The organism is Roseburia sp. AM23-20, assembly GCF_003470905.1.
Classification (GTDB): domain Bacteria; phylum Bacillota; class Clostridia; order Lachnospirales; family Lachnospiraceae; genus Roseburia; species Roseburia rectibacter.
The window spans coordinates 25,251-43,730 of sequence record NZ_QRHS01000021.1 but is presented as its reverse complement, the minus strand read 5'-3'; the positions used below and the strand labels follow the sequence as shown (position 1 = coordinate 43,730).

12 protein-coding genes are annotated in these 18,480 nt (G+C 41.2%); 11 read left to right on the top strand and 1 reads right to left on the bottom strand.

The genetic code is table 11. The features are described from left to right. Positions 1-9: 9 nt before the first annotated feature. From DW650_RS14735 to DW650_RS14710, 6 genes are all read left to right on the top strand, one after another. Complete coding sequence (locus DW650_RS14735; protein WP_118210353.1) at positions 10-1,926, top strand: alpha/beta hydrolase-fold protein; 1,917 nt, start codon at positions 10-12, stop codon at positions 1,924-1,926. A 1-nt stretch (position 1,927) separates the two neighbouring features. Then, positions 1,928-4,816, top strand: coding sequence for a glycosyl hydrolase 115 family protein (locus DW650_RS14730; RefSeq protein WP_118210352.1), 2,889 nt, complete (start codon positions 1,928-1,930; stop codon positions 4,814-4,816). A 126-nt stretch (positions 4,817-4,942) separates the two neighbouring features. Further along, a complete protein-coding gene (locus DW650_RS14725; RefSeq protein WP_118210351.1) occupies positions 4,943-6,679 on the top strand; it encodes an SGNH/GDSL hydrolase family protein in 1,737 nt (578 codons plus the stop codon). Between the two features lie 47 nt (positions 6,680-6,726). Beyond that, positions 6,727-8,286, top strand: coding sequence for a glycoside hydrolase family 43 protein (locus DW650_RS14720; RefSeq protein WP_118210350.1), 1,560 nt, complete (start codon positions 6,727-6,729; stop codon positions 8,284-8,286). 117 nt (positions 8,287-8,403) lie between these two features. Beyond that, positions 8,404-10,161, top strand: coding sequence for a sensor histidine kinase (locus tag DW650_RS14715; RefSeq protein ID WP_118210368.1), 1,758 nt, complete (start codon positions 8,404-8,406; stop codon positions 10,159-10,161). Between the two features lie 13 nt (positions 10,162-10,174). Then, positions 10,175-11,767 carry a response regulator transcription factor gene (locus tag DW650_RS14710; protein ID WP_117921933.1) on the top strand — a complete coding sequence of 531 codons (1,593 nt, stop codon included), beginning with the start codon at positions 10,175-10,177 and terminating at the stop codon, positions 11,765-11,767. A 70-nt stretch (positions 11,768-11,837) separates the two neighbouring features. Here DW650_RS14710 and DW650_RS14705 read toward each other — a convergent pair whose 3' ends face one another. Next, positions 11,838-12,641 (bottom strand): enoyl-CoA hydratase-related protein, encoded by an 804-nt coding sequence (locus DW650_RS14705; protein WP_117921934.1) that lies wholly within the window; start codon positions 12,639-12,641, stop codon positions 11,838-11,840. Between the two features lie 179 nt (positions 12,642-12,820). Between DW650_RS14705 and DW650_RS14700 the strand changes: the two genes are divergently transcribed. From DW650_RS14700 to DW650_RS14680, 5 genes are all read left to right on the top strand, one after another. After that, complete coding sequence (locus DW650_RS14700) at positions 12,821-13,999, top strand: pyridoxal phosphate-dependent aminotransferase (RefSeq protein ID WP_118210349.1); 1,179 nt, start codon at positions 12,821-12,823, stop codon at positions 13,997-13,999. Between the two features lie 66 nt (positions 14,000-14,065). After that, positions 14,066-15,253, top strand: a complete 1,188-nt coding sequence (locus tag DW650_RS14695; protein ID WP_199654289.1) for an A/G-specific adenine glycosylase — start codon at positions 14,066-14,068, stop codon at positions 15,251-15,253. A gap of 373 nt (positions 15,254-15,626) precedes the next feature. Continuing rightward, on the top strand, positions 15,627-16,790 hold the full coding sequence (gene glf, locus DW650_RS14690) for a UDP-galactopyranose mutase (protein ID WP_118210348.1): 1,164 nt from the start codon (positions 15,627-15,629) through the stop codon (positions 16,788-16,790). A 15-nt stretch (positions 16,791-16,805) separates the two neighbouring features. After that, a complete protein-coding gene (locus DW650_RS14685; protein ID WP_117921937.1) occupies positions 16,806-17,819 on the top strand; it encodes a glycosyltransferase family 2 protein in 1,014 nt (337 codons plus the stop codon). A 14-nt stretch (positions 17,820-17,833) separates the two neighbouring features. Next, positions 17,834-18,469, top strand: coding sequence for a DUF4190 domain-containing protein (locus DW650_RS14680; RefSeq protein WP_118210347.1), 636 nt, complete (start codon positions 17,834-17,836; stop codon positions 18,467-18,469). The last annotated feature ends 11 nt before the right edge of the window (positions 18,470-18,480 follow it).

Sequence of the window (18,480 nt, the reverse complement as noted above, 5' to 3'; positions counted from 1 at the left end):
TGAGGGGTTATGGTAAAAAACGGGGGATTAGAACAGTATCCGGTAGGAAAGGATATGGCGGGGAAAAGAAGACCAGTAACCGTACATGAAGATGGTACGGTTACTTTTTACATGTATGCACCGAATGCAAAAGAGGTACAGGTTGCAGGTGCAGGCGGTTATTTTTCAAATGAGAAAATTACACTGGAGTCAGATGGAAGGGGAGGATTTTGTAGAACAGTACCTAAGATGCACTGGGCAATGCATTACTATTTCTGGTTTGTGGATGGCGAGCGTGTCTGTAACCCGGATGCAGGAATATCCTATGGCTGTTTTACACCGGTTAACACGTTTGAGATACCGGAAGACGGTGTAGATTTTTATTATGCGAAGGAAGTTCCACATGGTACAGTGCATATCTGTAAATATGTATCAGAGGTAAGCAGACATCTGAAGGAATGTTATGTTTATACGCCGTATGGTTATGAACAGGATCTGGATGAAACCTATCCGGTTTTATATCTGCAGCATGGGGTTGGGGAGAATGAGACCGGATGGATCTGGCAGGGAAAAATGAATTATATTATGGATAATCTGATCGCAGAGAAAAAATGCGCACGGATGATTGTTGTTGCAGGCTGTGGTTATGCATTTTATAAAGATGAAAAACCGGTATTTTATCCTGGGGATTTTGACCGGGAACTGATATATAATATAATTCCTTATATAGAAAAACATTTCCGGACGAAAAAAGGCAGAAATAACAGGGCGCTGGCAGGATTGTCATTAGGTTCTGCGCAGGCGACTGACAGCGTGGCGAAACATATGGAGCTGTTTTCGGCATTAGGAGTTTTTTCCGGTGTTGCGCTTCATGAGATTGAGCGGATCTGTCAGAATGAGCATCAGCTGGAAGAAGTATTTTTATCCTGCGGCAGTGAAGAAAAAGAAATCAGACACGGTATGGATGAGATGCAAAAAAAGTTGATCCAGGCAGGAAAACCTTGCAAAACTTTTGTTTATGAGGGTTATCATGAATGGCATGTCTGGAGAAAAAGTCTATATGATTTTGTGCAGCTGCTTTTCCGGTGGGATTCCTCTGAGATGGCAGATATTGCATGTATGGAAGATGTAAAAGTGGAAGATACACAGTTGAAGATCCAGACGAAAGAAGAACAGATGCTTTTCTTTGATCCGGTGTATCGTCAGATTCAGTTTGAAACAGATAAAGATGGAAAACCGGCAGGAGTATACCCGGATGTTTTGCACGGTGTCGTTGTTTTAGAACCGGGGATGGCAGAATTTAATTTTTATGCACCGGAGGCGTCAAAGGTGACCGTAAAGGTAGATGGCTGCGAGGAGCAGGCATTAGAGCGGTCGCAAAAGAAAGAAGGATATTGGACAAAAGTAGTGAAAAATATCACAGGTGGATATCACAGAGTATGGTTTTCTGTAAATGGAACAGCAGTTCTGAATCCGGATGCACCGGTGGGGTATGAGGATGGAACAGCGGTAAATTATCTGGAAATGGAAGAGACGGATTTTTCACTGGCAGAACTGGCAGATGTGCCGCATGGGCAGATACACATCCACTATTTTTATCATAAGGAAGCAGACAGAGTTGATATGATCTATACTTACACATCTGCAGGGGATTCTAAAACAGTGCAGAACCGGGAAAATGTCATCCTGTTAAAGGCACTTATGGATGAGACGGCATCCTGTTTTCTGCATCAGGGAAAGGTAGCCAATATAGCTGACCGCATCAGCACAGAAAAAGACGGAGTAAAGCAGCTATTAATTATGGTGAATGAAGATGCATCAAAGGAGCAGATAAATGAAGTCTTACATAAGTATGGTGTCTGCGAAGAAATGAAAGTAATAGAGCGGATGAAAGGGGAAAACTGGACTGCTTTCAGACACCGGCTGGCAGTGTTTATGGAGAGATAAAATGAGACTGATCGTAGAACAGAGTGCTTATTCAGGTGTCATTAAGATCGCAGAAAAAGTAGCGAAGGATGCAGAACTTGTGACTGGAAGAAAAACGGAATATCTGGCAGCAGAAAATATCACAGAAGATATGTTACGGGTGCCGGATGAATTAACAGTTGTGGCAGCAACGATAGGCAAAAGCGCAGTTCTGGAAAAAGAAGAGATAAGACGAAGGATTCCACTTGATCAAATAGAAGGGAAAAGAGAATGTTACTGTTTTGCGTTTCCAGAGAAAAAAGACAGTGAAAATCCACATCTTTTAGTGATCGCAGGCAGTGACAAGCGGGGAACGATATATGGTTTGTTTCACCTTTCCGAGCAGATGGGAGTTTCTCCATTTGTTGACTGGTGTGGGATAAAACCCTGCCATAGAGACAAAATTATTCTTGCGTGGGATATGAAGTGTGTTTCAAAAGAACCGTCAGTAGAATACCGGGGATTTTTTATCAATGATGAGTGGCCTGCGTTCGGAAACTGGTGTATGCATCATTTTGGCGGTTTTGGTACAGATATGTATGAGCATATTTTTGAGCTGCTTCTTCGTCTGAAAGGCAATTATCTGTGGCCGGCGATGTGGAGTGCAAGATTTGAGGATGACGGACCTGGCCTTAAGAATGCCATTTTAGCAGATGAATATGGCGTTATTATGGGAATGTCACACCATGAGCCCTGTTTAAGACAGGGAGAAGAGTATAAATATCTCCGCGGGAAAGGTTCTGTTTATGGTGATGCATGGAATTTTCGGACAAACAGGGATGGAATTATACGGTTCTGGGAGGACGGATTAAAACGGAGCGGACAGTTTGAAAATGTCATAACTGTGGGAATGCGTGGAGAGGCTGACACGGCAATCCTTGGAGAGAATGCTGCGGTTGCGGATAATATTGCGCTGTTACGGGAGGTTCTTAGGGTACAGAATCAACTGATCCGGGAAAATGTAAATAAGGATTTAGAAAAAGTACCGCGGATGCTTGCACTTTATAAAGAGGTGGAGGAGTTCTTTTACGGAACAGAAGATACGGCGGGACTTTTAAAGGAACCGGAACTGGAAGATATTATTTTGATGCTCTGTGACGATAATTATGGAAATTTAAGAACACTTCCAACAGAAGAGATGAGGAAACATAAGGGCGGATATGGGATGTATTATCATCTGGATTATCATGGATGGCCGGTTTCCTATGAATGGATCAACAGTTCCTATCTTCCTAAAATATGGGAACAGATGAGTATGGCGTATGATTTTGGTGTCAGGAGATTATGGATGGTCAATGTCGGTGATATTGCAACGCAGGAACTCCCATTGTCTTTTCTTATGGATATGGCTTATGATTTTGAGCGCTTTGGAAGCAGGGCGGTAAATTGTGTGCAGGAGTATGTCAGGCAGTGGGTTAGAAGATCTTTTGGCAGTTTTTCAGAAGAAATCAGACAGAAAATTGCAGAGATATTAAACGGATATACCAAAGTGATTCACAGGCGCAGACCAGAAGCATTGGGAGCGGATACCTATCATCCGGTCAATGAGGAGGAGAGTGAACGGATTCTGTCAGAGGCAGATGATATCATAAAAAAAGCAGAAGGAGTCCGTACAAAATTAAAGTGTGAGTCTGCAGATAATCAGGCAGCGTTTGCAGCACTTATTTATTATCCCGCTGTTGCGACAATGAATCTGGTGAAGATGCAGGTCTTTACCGGGTTAAATCATTATTATGCCGGAATCGGGGCGGCAATTGCAAATGATTATGGGAAAGAGGCAGCAGCGTGTTTTTCCTGTGACAGGAAACTTACCGAATGGTATCACCAGTTAGACGGGCAGAGATGGTATGGTATGGGAGCCTCACAGCATATCGGGTTTACGCACTGGAATGAGGATGAATGTCAGAATCCGGTTATCATGCAGGTCTTATTACTGGATAAACCATCGGTGATAGTAGCAGTGAATGGTACAAGCCAGCATGCCGAAGGAAGCATATGGTTAGATAACAGAATGATACTGGAGAATTTCCGGAATCCGGAATGTATGGAGGCATATGTTACCGTTTATGGCAGGAGTAAGACAGAGAGCCATTTTTCTGTTAAGGAAAAAACGGACTGGATCAAAACAGATGTCACAGAAGGCAGTGTGGATGGGATTTTACACAAAAAACAGACAATTAAAATAACGATTGACGAGGGCAGTTTCCTTCAGGACAAAGAAAATGTAAGTGGAACATTTGTGATAGAAACTCCGGCGGGGCAGTGTGAAATAGAAATTCCGGTAAACAGAAAAAAATATTTGTCTGCAAAAAATGTTTTTGAAGATACGGCGGGATATATTTCTATTGAGGCAGAACATTTTTATGATGCAAAACCTGGTGCATGGATCAAAAATCCGGATGGAGAGAGTGGATTTGGCATTTTGCAGGGATATGGAAAAACATTGTCAGCCGTTAAATATTTTCCTTCGACGGCATATTTTTCATTGGATGAAAACGCACCTTATCTGGAGTATCGTTTTATGTTAAGAGAGGGCGGTACATATGAGATAGAATTTTATCTGCAGCCGTCAAATCCGGTGACAAGGGATAATGAGATCCTCTATGGTGTGCAGATGAATGAAGCAGAAACTGTGATTTATAATGAAGTAGACAGGGACTACCGTATCGGGGACAGGGAGGAAGCCTGGTCAAAGGGAGTATTAGAACAGATCCGGAAGCAATGTGCAGAGGTTGTCTGCCAGAAAGGGGAAAATGCTTTGCGTATTTATCCACTGACACCCGGATTTGTATTGGAAAAGTTTGTGATTTATCCGAAGGGATACAGGATCAGAGAAAGTTACTTAGGACCGGCGGAAACATTTCATACGTGAACATGTTTAATTGTAAAATGTGAAATAAATGCGGTGCTTTTATATACTTTATCGGGTAGAAAAAGGAGCAGGGACTGCTACAATAAAAGAAAACGATAAAGATAAAGATAAAGAGAGGGTATTGATATGAGAGGACCGGCAGCACCGAAAGATCCGGAAAAGGCAAGACCATATTTTTATATTATAAAAGAAAAAGATATTTTTGGATCAAGACAGGAAGACGGAACAGGGATACAGTTTATTTATGAGAATGATGGACGTCTGATCAACAGTGCGCAGATTGTTGGAAATATCACAGATGAAAAAATATTAAAACTGCTGGGGACAGTGGACGGGTTTGCAGAGCTTGTTCACAGTATCGGGATATCCGTGGAAACGGATGATCCAAATGACTCCGTCAATTTTATTTTCCAGATGTATGGAAAAAAAGATTTATATGGCGGCGGAACAAATCTTAAGGCAGAAGTAACCTGTGACGGAATGGAACATAAGATCTATCTGGCAGATGAAAAGTGGACAAAAGATGATGATGTTCCGGGACAGATCAAAGTAGTGTTTCAGACACCGGAGCAGATGGGAAAGCTCAGTGTCCGTTTTTATTTAAATGATGGATATGATGCACCGCCTGAGATCAAAGATGAGGCGGTGGATGCCGGTTCGGAAGCGTATTGTGAGATGATCAGTCATTCTTTAATGAATCTTGGAAATACATACCGTATCCGGAAGGCGATTGAAAAATCCAGGGCAGGAAAAGAGGTAACACTTGCTTATATCGGAGGATCTATTACACAGGGGGCAGGTGCAACGCCGATCAATACAGAATGTTATGCATATAAATCTTATCAGTTATTTCAAAAACGTTTTGCTGTATTGGATAATGTAAAATTTATCAAAGCAGGTGTGGGAGGAACACCATCCGAGCTTGGAATGATACGGTTTGACCGGGATGTATTGAGAAATGGAGAAAAACCGGATATTGTAGTCATCGAGTTTGCAGTCAATGATGAGGGGGATGAAACGAAAGGAAACTGTTATGAAAGTCTTGTTCGGAAGGTATTAAATCTTCCGTGGAAACCGGCAGTCGTGCTTTTATTCTCTGTATTTGCAAATGACTGGAATCTTCAGGAGAGGCTGCGGCCGGTAGGAGAACGCTATGATCTGCCGATGGTAAGTATCATGGATGCAGTAACGCCACAGTTTACAAAGAAGAAGGAAGAGGGAAAAGTACTTTCGAAAAATCAGTTTTTTTATGATATGTTTCACCCGGATAATATTGGACATACCATTATGGCAGATTGTCTGCAGTATCTGTTTGAACGCTGTGAAGCGGCAGAACATGCGCGTCTGGATACATTTACCAAGGGGATGACGGAGGAAGAAATTTTAGAGCAGCAGCTTTTCGAAGGTACTGCGATCGGTGCAGATTTTGAACAGGTAAAACTGCTCGATAAGAGGGATATATATGCCCATGCCAACATTGTGGAAGGTGGTTTTGTCTGGACAGATACCAAGCTTCAGAGTGTGGAAATGGATACCGATCTTACATTAACGCCGGAATTTCCATATAACTGGATGTACGACGGAACAAAAAGCAAAGAAAACTGGTTTGAAATGACGATCCGGTGCCGGTCGCTCCTTCTGGTATTTAAGGATTCCGGAGAAGTCAATGTCGGAAAGGCAAAAGTATATGTAGATGGTGATTACTGTCTTACCGCAGATCCCCATATCAATAACTGGCAGCATTGTAATGCGGTGATACTTTTTGTGGAGAAGGAAAGAAAAGAACACAAAATCCGGATTGAGATCGCAGAGGAAAATCTGGAAAAACAGTTTACGATACTGGGATTTGGATTTGTGGAATAAGCACGGACAAAAGGTGCGCAAAAGACAGCGCAGGAATGGAGAATGACATGGTAACAGTAAAAAACCCGATTTTATGTGGATTTTATCCGGATCCTTCTATATGCAGGGCGGGGGAGGATTATTATATTGTAAATTCAAGTTTTGTTTATGGACCGGGAGTTCCGGTTTTTCATAGCAGGGATCTTGCACACTGGGAACAGATCGGTAATATTTTAGACAGAAAAGAGCAGCTTCCAGTAAAAGGAAGTGAAATTTCAGAAGGAATTTATGCACCAACGATAAGGTATCATAATGGAACATTTTATATGATAACAACGAATGTCAGCTATGGGGGCAATTTTATTGTGACTGCCAAAAACCCGGCAGGCCCGTGGTCAGATCCATATTATCTTGGAGAGGAAGCACCGGGTATCGATCCGAGCCTGTTCTTTGATGATGATGGAAAATGTTATTATTGCGGAACAAGACCGAACCCGGAAGGTGTCCGGTATAATGGGGACTGGGAAATCTGGGTGCAGGAGCTTGATCTTAACACCATGAAACTTGTAGGCGAAAGCATGGCGATCTGGAAAGGTGCGGTAAAGGATGTGATCTGGCCGGAGGGACCACACCTTTATAAAATAGACGGATATTATTATCTGATGCATGCAGAAGGAGGGACAGGTCCGGAACACAGTATCAGTATTGCAAGAAGTAAGAAGCTGTTCCAATGGTTTGAGGGATGTCCGAGAAACCCGATTTTTACACACCGTAATCTTGGAATGGATTATCCGGTTGTTTATGCAGGTCATGGCGATCTGGTGGATGATGGTCATGGAAACTGGTATGTTGTCATGCTTGCATCAAGGCCATGTGAAAGACACAGCAGCATGGGAAGAGAGACATTCTTTGCAAAAGTGACATGGGAAAACGGATGGCCGGTCATTGCAGAGGGAGTCGGACATCTTGAGGAAGAACTTGAAATCCCAATGGAAGAATGCAGGCTGACAGAGGAGGTTGGTGCTTCTGATTATATCCAGTTCTGGGATGCAAAGTTAGACAAGCGGCTGGTAAGTATTGAGAGTTTAAATGGGGAGACTTATTCCCTGACAGAGCGTGCTGGCATGTTGAGACTCTATAACAGAAAGGAACGTATTGCAGATAAGAACAATTGTGCTTATTTTGGAATACGGCAGAAAAGTTATCAGTTCTATGCCGAGACCGGGGTAGAGTTTGAGCCGGTGCAGGAGAAAGAAACTGCAGGTATGGTATTGTATCAGAATCATGCAAACCATCTTCGTATGGAGATCATGAGGAGAGATGGAAGAAAATGTTTTGCAGTGACATCCTGTATACAGGGAGAGGAAAAGATCATTTCTGTGACACCGATGGATGGTAATGAAAAGATAACCAGAATCCGTATTTTGTGTGACAGGCAGAAAGCATGTGTATGGATTCAGACAGGAGAAGAATGGATTTTGTGTGCGAAAGATATCAGCCTTCTTCCGTATACAACCGAGGAAGCCGGAGGGTTTGTAGGCTGTACGATCGGTATGTATGCATCTGCAAACGGAGTGGAAAGTCAGAATCATGCAGATTTTGGCTGGTTTCTTCAGAAAGCACTATAAAATGTCATTGCAGGGAATAAAAATATTGCGTATAATAGATATATACGTTGAGAGCAGGCAAAAAAGTGTCTGCTCTCTTTCGGTTATGTGAAAGACAGCGCAGGAATGGGTATTTTTATGGAAAAATTATTGAATCGGATAGATCATTATATGAATAATCTTACGATCAAAAAGAAATTTTATATATTTTATATTTTATGTGTTCTGATTCCATTGATCATTACGGATAGTGTAGTCATTTTTATGGTCGGTAAATTTGACAGGGAACGCAAAGTGCATGAGATGGCAAATATCGCAAATGCGGTAGAATACAGTATCAGCAGTATGGCTGGAAATGTACGGGAGATCGCAAACAGTATCTATACAAATAAGGACTTTAATAATTTTCTGTCGAAAAAATATTCGGATTCTGCGGAATATGTTTCGGCTTATCAGCAGTTTTTTGGTAATACATTGTTAGAAAATGCATTAGGAATGAACAATATGGTTTTTACATTGTATACGGACAATGATACCATTGTAAATGGCGGACGTGTAAACAGCCTGAAAAAAATAAAAGGGACACAGGGGTACCAGCTCTTAAAGGATAGTGGAAAAAGCAAGGGAATCTTTTTTGTCTATGATGACAGCAGCTCGAAGATGACAAAAGAAAGAAGGATCATCTATCTGCAGAAGATGGATTTTTATGATGCTGGTACGGAAAAATATCTGAAAATTGAATTTGATTATAATAGTATGATACGAATACTCAGAAACATGAATTATGATAATGAGGTTTTGGTATGTGAGGGTGACCGGATTGTTCTTTCTAATGGCAATTATGGAAGTTATGGAAATGAATTTCAGAGTATAGAGGGAAATACGAAAGATGCATATAAACATTCATTCAATTTTTATGGGACAGAGTTGCAGATTTATGTAAAAAAAGCAGAGAATGGATTTTGGAACGGCATTAAAAATGAAATGCCAATATTGCTGCTTCTTGTTATGATAAATGCTCTTTTTCCATTTTGTTTTGTACAGATTTTTAACCGGTCATTTACGAAGAGGATCACAGAACTCAGCAGGGTATTTAAGTCCGTGGACAGTGATCATTTGATCCCGATGTATTATGAGGGTGGAAAAGATGAGATCAGCAGCATGATACGGAATTATAACCGCATGGTAGACAGGACGAATGAACTGATCCAGACAGTATATAAAAATAAGATCCGGGAACAGGAAATGTTAGTAGGACAGAAAAATGCAGAGCTTTTAGCCCTGCACAGCCAGATCAATCCACATTTTCTGTTTAATGTTCTTGAGAGTATCCGAATGCACAGTATTCTGAAAAATGAAAATGAGACAGCAGATATGGTGGCAAAACTTGCCATCATGCAGAGACAGTATGTGGAATGGGGAAATGATTCCGTAAGCATTACAGATGAAATCGAATTTGTAAAAGCATATCTGGCTCTTCAGAAATACCGGTTTGGGGACAGATTAAATTACAGCATTGATGTGGAGGAAGGGTGTGATACATACAGGATTCCTAAATTAACGATTGTAACATTTGTTGAAAATGCCTGTGTACATGGGATTGAGGGTAAAGCATCGCCGGGATGGATATTTGTGAGAATAAACAGACAGGATGAAAAACTTTACATTGAAATTGAGGATACGGGAACCGGAATGGAAGAGGAGAAAATTTTAGTACTGGAGAAGAAAATGAATAGTGCCAATATTGAAATGTTAAAGAGCAATGGAAGAGTTGGAATCTTAAATGCCTGTGTCCGTCTTAAACTGGTTACAGAAAATCAGGTAGAGTTTCAATTAGACGGAGAAGAAGGTGTGGGAACTACGGTTCTGATACAGATACCATTGCAGTATGTATAGGGGGATTAGGGAAATGTTAAAGGTTTTACTGGTTGATGATGAGCCCTTCATTTTAGAGGGACTGAAGCATCTGATTGATTGGGAACAGGAAGGATTTGAGATTGCAGGGACGGCTGCAAATGGACTTGAGGCATTGGAGTTTTTACAGAAGAAAAAAGCAGATCTGATCATTGCAGATATCAAGATGCCGCAGATGACGGGATTAGAGCTTTTAGAGAAAATCCGTAAAGAATCAATTTCTGATGCATGTTTTGTGGTTTTAAGTGGATATGCGGAATTTGGATTTGCACAGCAGGCAATGCAGCATGGGTGCACAGATTATATTTTAAAACCGGTAGACAGAGAGATCCTGTTAAAGATGTTAAACAAGGTGATGGCTTTAAGCAGTCAGGAGAAGTCGGACATTGAAAAGAATAAAAAAATGAAACAGGCATATCTGGCAAGACATATTATTTCACTTGTCCAGGGAAAATTTGACCAGCTTAATCTTGAATATGTCCGTGAGCATATGGAATGTACGAAAGGCGTACGTTATGTGGAAATCCAGATGGAAGAGATTTTTGATGAAGAAAAAACGTCCGATCAGGAAATGAGGGTAGCACAGAGAAAACTTTACCATCTGTGTATGGAATATTTAAAGGAAGATGCCGATTTATGCGTGTTTGATGTATCGGTAAATGAAAAAATCTATGATGTTTGTTTTTTATATTTTGACCGTGTTGCAAAGAAAGCAGGGATGTCAGAACAGGATTATTTAGAACATTTCCGTGAGTATCTGGAAAATAATATGAATCAGCCGGTCATTATGTTAGTCGGGAAAAAAGTACAGGACATCAGTAATATAGCAAGGTCATATGGCAATACCTGTATGCTTCGTTCTTTTCAGGGATTCCGGAGTAAAAAACAGATTTACTATTATGAAGAGGAAGTTCAGGTATCGCCGGATGGTATTGTTTTATGTAAGGAAAGTTTAGATGGGCTGTTAAAAATGATTGAGCAGAACAATCATGTCGGAATCCGCAGTGCGGTGGAATATTTCTATGAAGAAATGGGAAAAAGGGGAATCTGCGGTGAGACAATGACGTTGAATATCAATTATCTTCTGTTCCAGCTGATCCATCTTGCCTGTGAGCAGGATGATGATGTGAATCAGGAAAAAATCTTAAGGCTGATCAGTGAAAGCAGCTTTGAGACCGGGGTAAAGAGAGGAAGTAAGGCACACCTGACACGTTTTGCCTGTGAATATGCAGACTATCTTTCACAGCTTCGGAAAAATGTTTCCAGAGGTGTCTTAAGTATGGTAGAAAAAGAAGTGAAAGAAAATTTTGCATCAAATATCACGTTAAAAAGTCTGAGTGAAAAATATTATGTCAACAGTGCATATTTAGGACAGCTGTTTCGAAAAAAATACGGACAGTCATTCAAAGACTACCTAAATAATTACCGAATGGAACAGGCAGCAGACTATTTGCTTCATACAGATAAGAAGATCGCACAGATCGCAGAAGATGTGGGTTATCGTGACCTGGATTATTTTGTAAACCGTTTTATACAGGTAAAAGGCTGTACACCGGCAAAATTCCGGAAGAACATGTTACAAAATTAAAATAGCAGAAGTACAAAAAAGGCACTGGAAGCATCTAAGCTCCAATGCCTTTTTATATTTTAGAAAAATCCTAGAAATCTGTTAAATCAGCGGCTCTTCTCTCTAAGAAAGCAGTCATACCTTCTTTTTTGTCGTGGGTAGAGCAGGTTACGCCGAATAAGTTTGCTTCCATCTCAACAGCGTTCTTGATGTCCATATCATAACCGTTGTTGATAGCTGCTTTTGCAACGGAAACAGCATAGCTTCCTTTGGAGATGATTTTCTTTGCCATAGCTTTTGCTGTGTTCATTAACTCTTCCGGAGCAACTACTTTGTTTACAAGACCGATGCGGTAAGCTTCTGCTGCATCAACGGAATCACAGGTAAAGATCATCTCTTTTGCGCGTCCCATGCCTACTAAACGGGCAAGTCTCTGTGTACCGCCGAATCCAGGAATGATTCCAAGACCTGTTTCTGGCTGTGCGAAAGTAGCGTTGTCAGATGCGATACGGATATCACATGCCATGGAGATCTCACATCCACCGCCAAGTGCAAAACCATTTACAGCTGCGATCGTTACCTGACGCATGTTCATTAATTTGAAGAATGGTACGGAAGCTCTCATACCGAAAGCTCTTGCCTCTGCTGCTGTAAAGTTTACCATCTCAGAAATATCAGCGCCTGCTACGAAAGATTTGAATTCGTTGCCTTTCTTGTCAGGACCACCTGTTAAGATTACAACTTTGATGTCGTCTCTTGCCTCGATCTCAGTTAAGGCTGTGTTTAACTCGTCTAAAGTCTCGCTGTTTAATGCGTTTAATGCTGCTGGTCTTGAAATTGTAAGAACTGCAATCTCCTCAGCAACTTCCAGTTTTAAATTGTTAAAATCGCTCATCGTTTGGAACCCTCCTGAATAGTTTGATAAAAAATTAACAATATACGTTATTAATAGCGTACAGCTTTTCCTAGAATTTGTCAATAGATTATGGGAAAAATTCACTATAAATTCGGTAGAAAAAGTGCTATGATAGGTGGTATGATATTTTGACAAAGATACAGAAAAGAGGAAAAACCATGGGCACAAGCAAATCATACTTATCTAAGGTAGTAAAGGAGATGCCGGATTCAGGGATCAAGGACTTTTTTGATATTGCGAATACGATGGAGGGAGCATTGTCACTTGGTGTCGGCGAGCCGGATTTTCCGACACCGGAACATGTCAGGAAGGCAGCGATCGCTTCTATAAAAAGTGGAGAGACAAAATATACGGACAACCGTGGCACCGTAGAGCTTCGTGCGGCAGCTGCAGAATATCTGGAAAAGTTCGGACTTCATTATGACAGGGAAGATGAGATATTGATCACAATGGGGGCAAGCGAAGGAATAGACCTGGCACTTCGTGCACTGGTAGATCCGGGGGATGAAGTACTGGTTGTGGAGCCTTGTTATGTTTCCTACATTCCGTGTGTGGAATTATGTGGAGGTGTTCCGGTTTCAATTCCATTAAAAGCAGAAAATAAATTCCGTCTGACAAAAGAAGAACTGGAAGAAAAGATCACGGATAAAACAAAGGTTCTGCTGATCTCATTTCCGAACAATCCTACCGGAGCGATCATGGAAAAAGAAGATTTAGAGGCAATCCGTGAGGTTGTGATCGCACATGATATTTTTGTGATCACTGACGAAATTTATGCAGAGCTGACTTACGGCAAAAAGCATGCGTCGATTGCAGCACTGCCGGATATGTATGAACGCTGTGTGGTATTAAATGGTTTTTCAAAGGCATTTGCAATGACAGGATGGCGCATGGGTATCGCAGCAGGCCCGGCGGAAGTCATTTTCCATATGAATAAGATCCATCAGTTTACAACCATGTCTGCAGGAACGACTTCACAGGTGGCAGCCCTTGAAGCACTGACAAGTCCGGTTCGTGACGAAGAGATCGAAGTCATGCGGAAGGAATATGATGAGAGACGAAAGATCATGGTGGACGGATTTCAGAACATGGGACTTGATGTGACAGAGCCGGAAGGTGCATTTTATGTATTTCCATCGGTGAAAAAGACAGGACTTACCAGTATGGAATTTTGTAACCGTCTGTTACAGGAGCAGAAAGTAGCAGTCATTCCGGGGGATGCATTTGGAAATTGTGCAAAGGGTTATATCCGCTGTTCTTATGCTTATTCCAAAGACATTATCCGGCAGTGTTTGGATAAGATCGCAGTATTTGTCAGCCGGTTTGACTTAAAGTAAAGTGCTGAACTGTGTAAAAATGAGCACAGAAATGAAGAATATTATAAAAGAAAGTTTGAGAGATACATGTTAAAAGATTACGACTTAAAGCAACTGGTATCCCCATTATTAAAGTGGTTTTTAAGCCATGCCCGCATACTGCCGTGGCGTGAAAAACCGACACCATACAGGGTGTGGGTTTCAGAGATCATGCTCCAGCAGACAAGAGTGGAGGCAGTAAAATCATATTTTGAACGTTTTACGAAGGCATTGCCGGATGCAGGTGCACTTTCTGTATGCCCGGAGGATGAACTTTTAAAACTCTGGGAGGGATTAGGGTATTATAACCGTGTCCGGAATATGCAGAAAGCTGCTGTGGAAGTCGTGGAAAATTATGGTGGACAACTTCCGGCAGATTATGAAAAACTGTTGAAACTGAAAGGAATCGGTCATTATACAGCAGGTGCGGTTGCGTCTATTGCATATGGAATCCCGGTTCCGGCAGTCGATGGGAATGTGCTTCGTGTTTTAACACGCGTTTCGGCAGATGATACGGATATTATGAAACAGTCTTTCCGGAGTGAGATGGAAGCATTGCTGGAAGAACTGATGCATGGGACTGGTGACAGAAATGAGAAAAATGTATTCCCATGGATGGAGGATGCAGAGAATCTGAAGGCACAGGTATATCACGGAAACCTTGCCGGTGCGTTTAATCAGGCACTTATGGAACTTGGAGCAACTGTCTGCGTGCCAAACGGTGCACCATTATGTGAAGAATGTCCGTGGGAAAACCTGTGTGAGGCAAAAAAACAGGGACTGATAGAGCAGATACCGGTTAAAAGCAAGGCGAAACCGCGTAAGATCGAGAAAAAAACGGTTCTGATCTTAAGGGATGATCAAAAGGTTGCAATCAGGAAAAGACCTGGAAAGGGACTTTTGGCAGGACTGTATGAACTTCCAAATGTTGAGGGAAATCTGGGGCAGGAGGAAGTACTTTCTCTGGTAAAAGAGATGGGATATGCACCGATCCGTATTCAGCCGTTGGGGGATGCAAAACATATTTTTTCCCATATAGAATGGCATATGACAGGATATGCGGTCCGTGTGGAGGAACCGGAAATGCAGCCACAGGTGCAGAGCAAAAAAATTGGTACAGACGGATTATTATTTGTGGATGCAGAAGATGCGAAAGAAAAATACGCCATACCATCTGCATTTGCTGCTTATGCAAAGTATATGAATATTTTGCTTGGAAATGAAAAGAACAGATAAAAAAGAGGGAGCCGGTGCAACAGCACCGGCTATTCATTATGAAAAAGAGTGTGTATGGAAAGTGAAGTGATTCACTATTTGCTGGGAGGAACCTTGCTTATCTGATAAGCAAGGCTGCCTGACTTACATCAGGTATGAAAAAAAGTTCTATGAAAAATTTTAACTTGTTGCCTTAACTTTGAGTTTAGTATACCGGGGAATTGTGACCGTCGTATGCCTTGTTTGTGAGAAATATGTAAATAAAATATGAACAACTACGGAATATGGTAAGAATTAAGAATATCTAAAGAAAAAATTGATTGGTTTGCAGTGGGAAAATGTGTATAATAAAGTGGCTATGATGTTATGAAAATCGGAAAACAAGGAGGATTTTATGTACGATTGTATCGTGATCGGCGCAGGAATTGCAGGTGCTGTCAGTGCGAGAAAACTTGCGGAAGAAGCCGGAAAGAAAGTGCTGGTTTTGGAGAGACGCAGTCATATCGGAGGCAACTGTTATGATGAGCCGGATGCACATGGAATATTAATACATAATTACGGACCACATATTTTTCATACAGGAATTGAGGAAGTGTATCAGTATCTGTCAAGATTTACGGACTGGTATGCATTTGGGCATGAGGTGGTAGCAAAGGTTGGAGATCGTCTGATCCCGGTTCCATTTAATTTAAATACACTTCATATGGTATATGATAAGGAAAAAGCGGATGCCTTAGAGCAGAAACTGATCGCTGCATACGGTGAGGGAAGCCGTGTACCGATCATGAAATTACGTGAAAATGATGATCCTGATATTCGTGAGATCGCACAGTTTGTATATGAAAATGTATTTTTAAAATATACAATGAAGCAGTGGGGACAAAAACCGGAGGATATCAGTCCGGAAGTAACAGGACGAGTTCCGGTGCTGGTTTCCTATGATAACCGTTATTTCCAGGATAAATATCAGGGAGTACCCAAAGAAGGATTTACACCGATGTTTGAGCGTATGTTAGATCATGAGAATATCACGGTTGAGACAGGTGTTGACTGCAAAGAACGGCTACGTTTTGAGGAAGATCAGATTTATTTTGATGGAAGACCGTTTGATGGGGATGTTATTTATACAGGTGCACTGGATGAATTGTTTGACTGTCAGTTTGGAAGACTTCCGTACCGTTCCTTAAGATTCGATTTTGAACATTATAATGAAGAATCTTATCAGGGACACAGTGTGGTCAACTATACGGTCAGCGAAGATTTTACGAGAATTACAGAGTTTAAATATCTGACCGGACAAAAAGACACGGATGGAACCACGATCGTGAAGGAGTATCCGTTTGCTTATACAGGAGCGGAAGGAGAAATTCCTTACTATGCGATCTTAGAACCGAAAAACCAGGAACTGTATGAAAAATATCATGCACTTGCAGGCAGACTGCCACATTTTTATCTGCTTGGACGACTGGCAGAATACAAATATTATAATATCGATGCGATGACGAAAAAAGCGATGGAACTTGCCGATGCGATCATGGCAGAAAATACAAAAAACTGATCGGAGGATTTATATATGAAATTACTGACATTTGCGATTCCATGTTATAACTCACAGGATTATATGGAAAACTGTATCAAATCACTGCTTCCGGGAGGTGATGATGTTGAGATACTGATCATTGATGATGGATCAAAAGACAGTACCGGAGACATTGCAGACGCTTATGAGAAAAAATATCCGGGGATCATCCGGGCGATTCATCAGGTAAACGGAGGACATGGGGAAGCAGTTAATGCAGGCATCCGCAATGCGACAGGACTTTATTTTAAAGTGGTAGACAGCGATGACTGGGTAGATGGGGAGGCTTATAAGAAGATTTTAGATAAACTTCGTGAGCTGACCGGCGGCAATCAGACGCTTGATATGTTTATTGCCAATTATGTCTATGAAAAAGAAGGTGTACGCCATAAAAAGGTAATGCATTACACAAACCTGCCGAAAGACCAGATTTTTACATGGAATGATGTGTCACGCTTCCGAAAAGGCCAGTATATCCTGATGCATTCTGTGATTTACCGTACAAAACTGTTGCGGGAATGTGGATTGGAACTGCCGAAACATACTTTTTATGTGGATAATATTTATGTGTACAAACCATTGCCGAGCGTAAAGACGCTGTATTATATGGATGTCGATTTTTACCGTTACTTTATCGGAAGGGAAGATCAGTCAGTCAATGAGAAGGTGATGATCAGCCGTATCGATCAGCAGATCAAGGTAAATAAGATCATGGTGGATGAGTTTGATCTCTGGAAGATTCCAAACCGCAAACTGCGCCATTATATGTTTAATTATTTAGAGATTATTACAGTTATTTCTACGATCATGCTGATCCGCTCCGGCACCGAGGAAAATCTCCTGAAAAAACGTGAACTCTGGAAGTACATCAAAGACCACGATATCCGTTTATTCCATCATTTACGTGCAGGAATCATGGGGAATGCAATGAATCTGCCGGGCAAGGGAGGCAGAAAGATCTCGGTTGCTGCATATCGTTTGTCGCAGAAAGTAGTTGGATTTAATTAAGAGGTAATGGGAATATGAGTGAAGAAAATAACTGGGATTATGGAACAAATGAGCAGAATATAAATCAGGGGAATCCTGTCAGCCTGGAGAAAAATATGACTGATGATGCGCAAAGGGTAAATTTAGAGAAGAATACAGCAGACAATCCGTATTATACAAATATTTCATATGGAAACGGTGGTACAAATTATAATTACGGACAGGCAAATGACAGTGCAGGTTATAACTATGGACAGCCGAATGGAAGCGCGGAATATAATTACGGACAGTCAAACGGAAGTGCAGAATATAATTACGGACAACCGGCTGGCAGGTATGGAAGTAATAAGTCAGAAAGTGAAAGCTTTGGTATTGCGTCGTTAGTACTTGGAATCATTACGGCTTTGCTGTTCTGTACCTGTATCAGCTGGATCACCGGTATTCTTGCGATTATTTTTGGTATCATACAGCTTGTAAAAGGAAATAAAAAAGGAATGGCGATCGTTGGTCTGATCACAGGCGGAATCGGATTTATCGCATCGGTCATTCTGTATATTCTGATCTTCTTTACCGGTCTTGGATCGTATAGTAATTATGATGATATTTACAATCATATTTACGATGATATTTATGATGATATCGAAAATAGCATGGATGATGGAACAATCTGAAAAATTTTTGC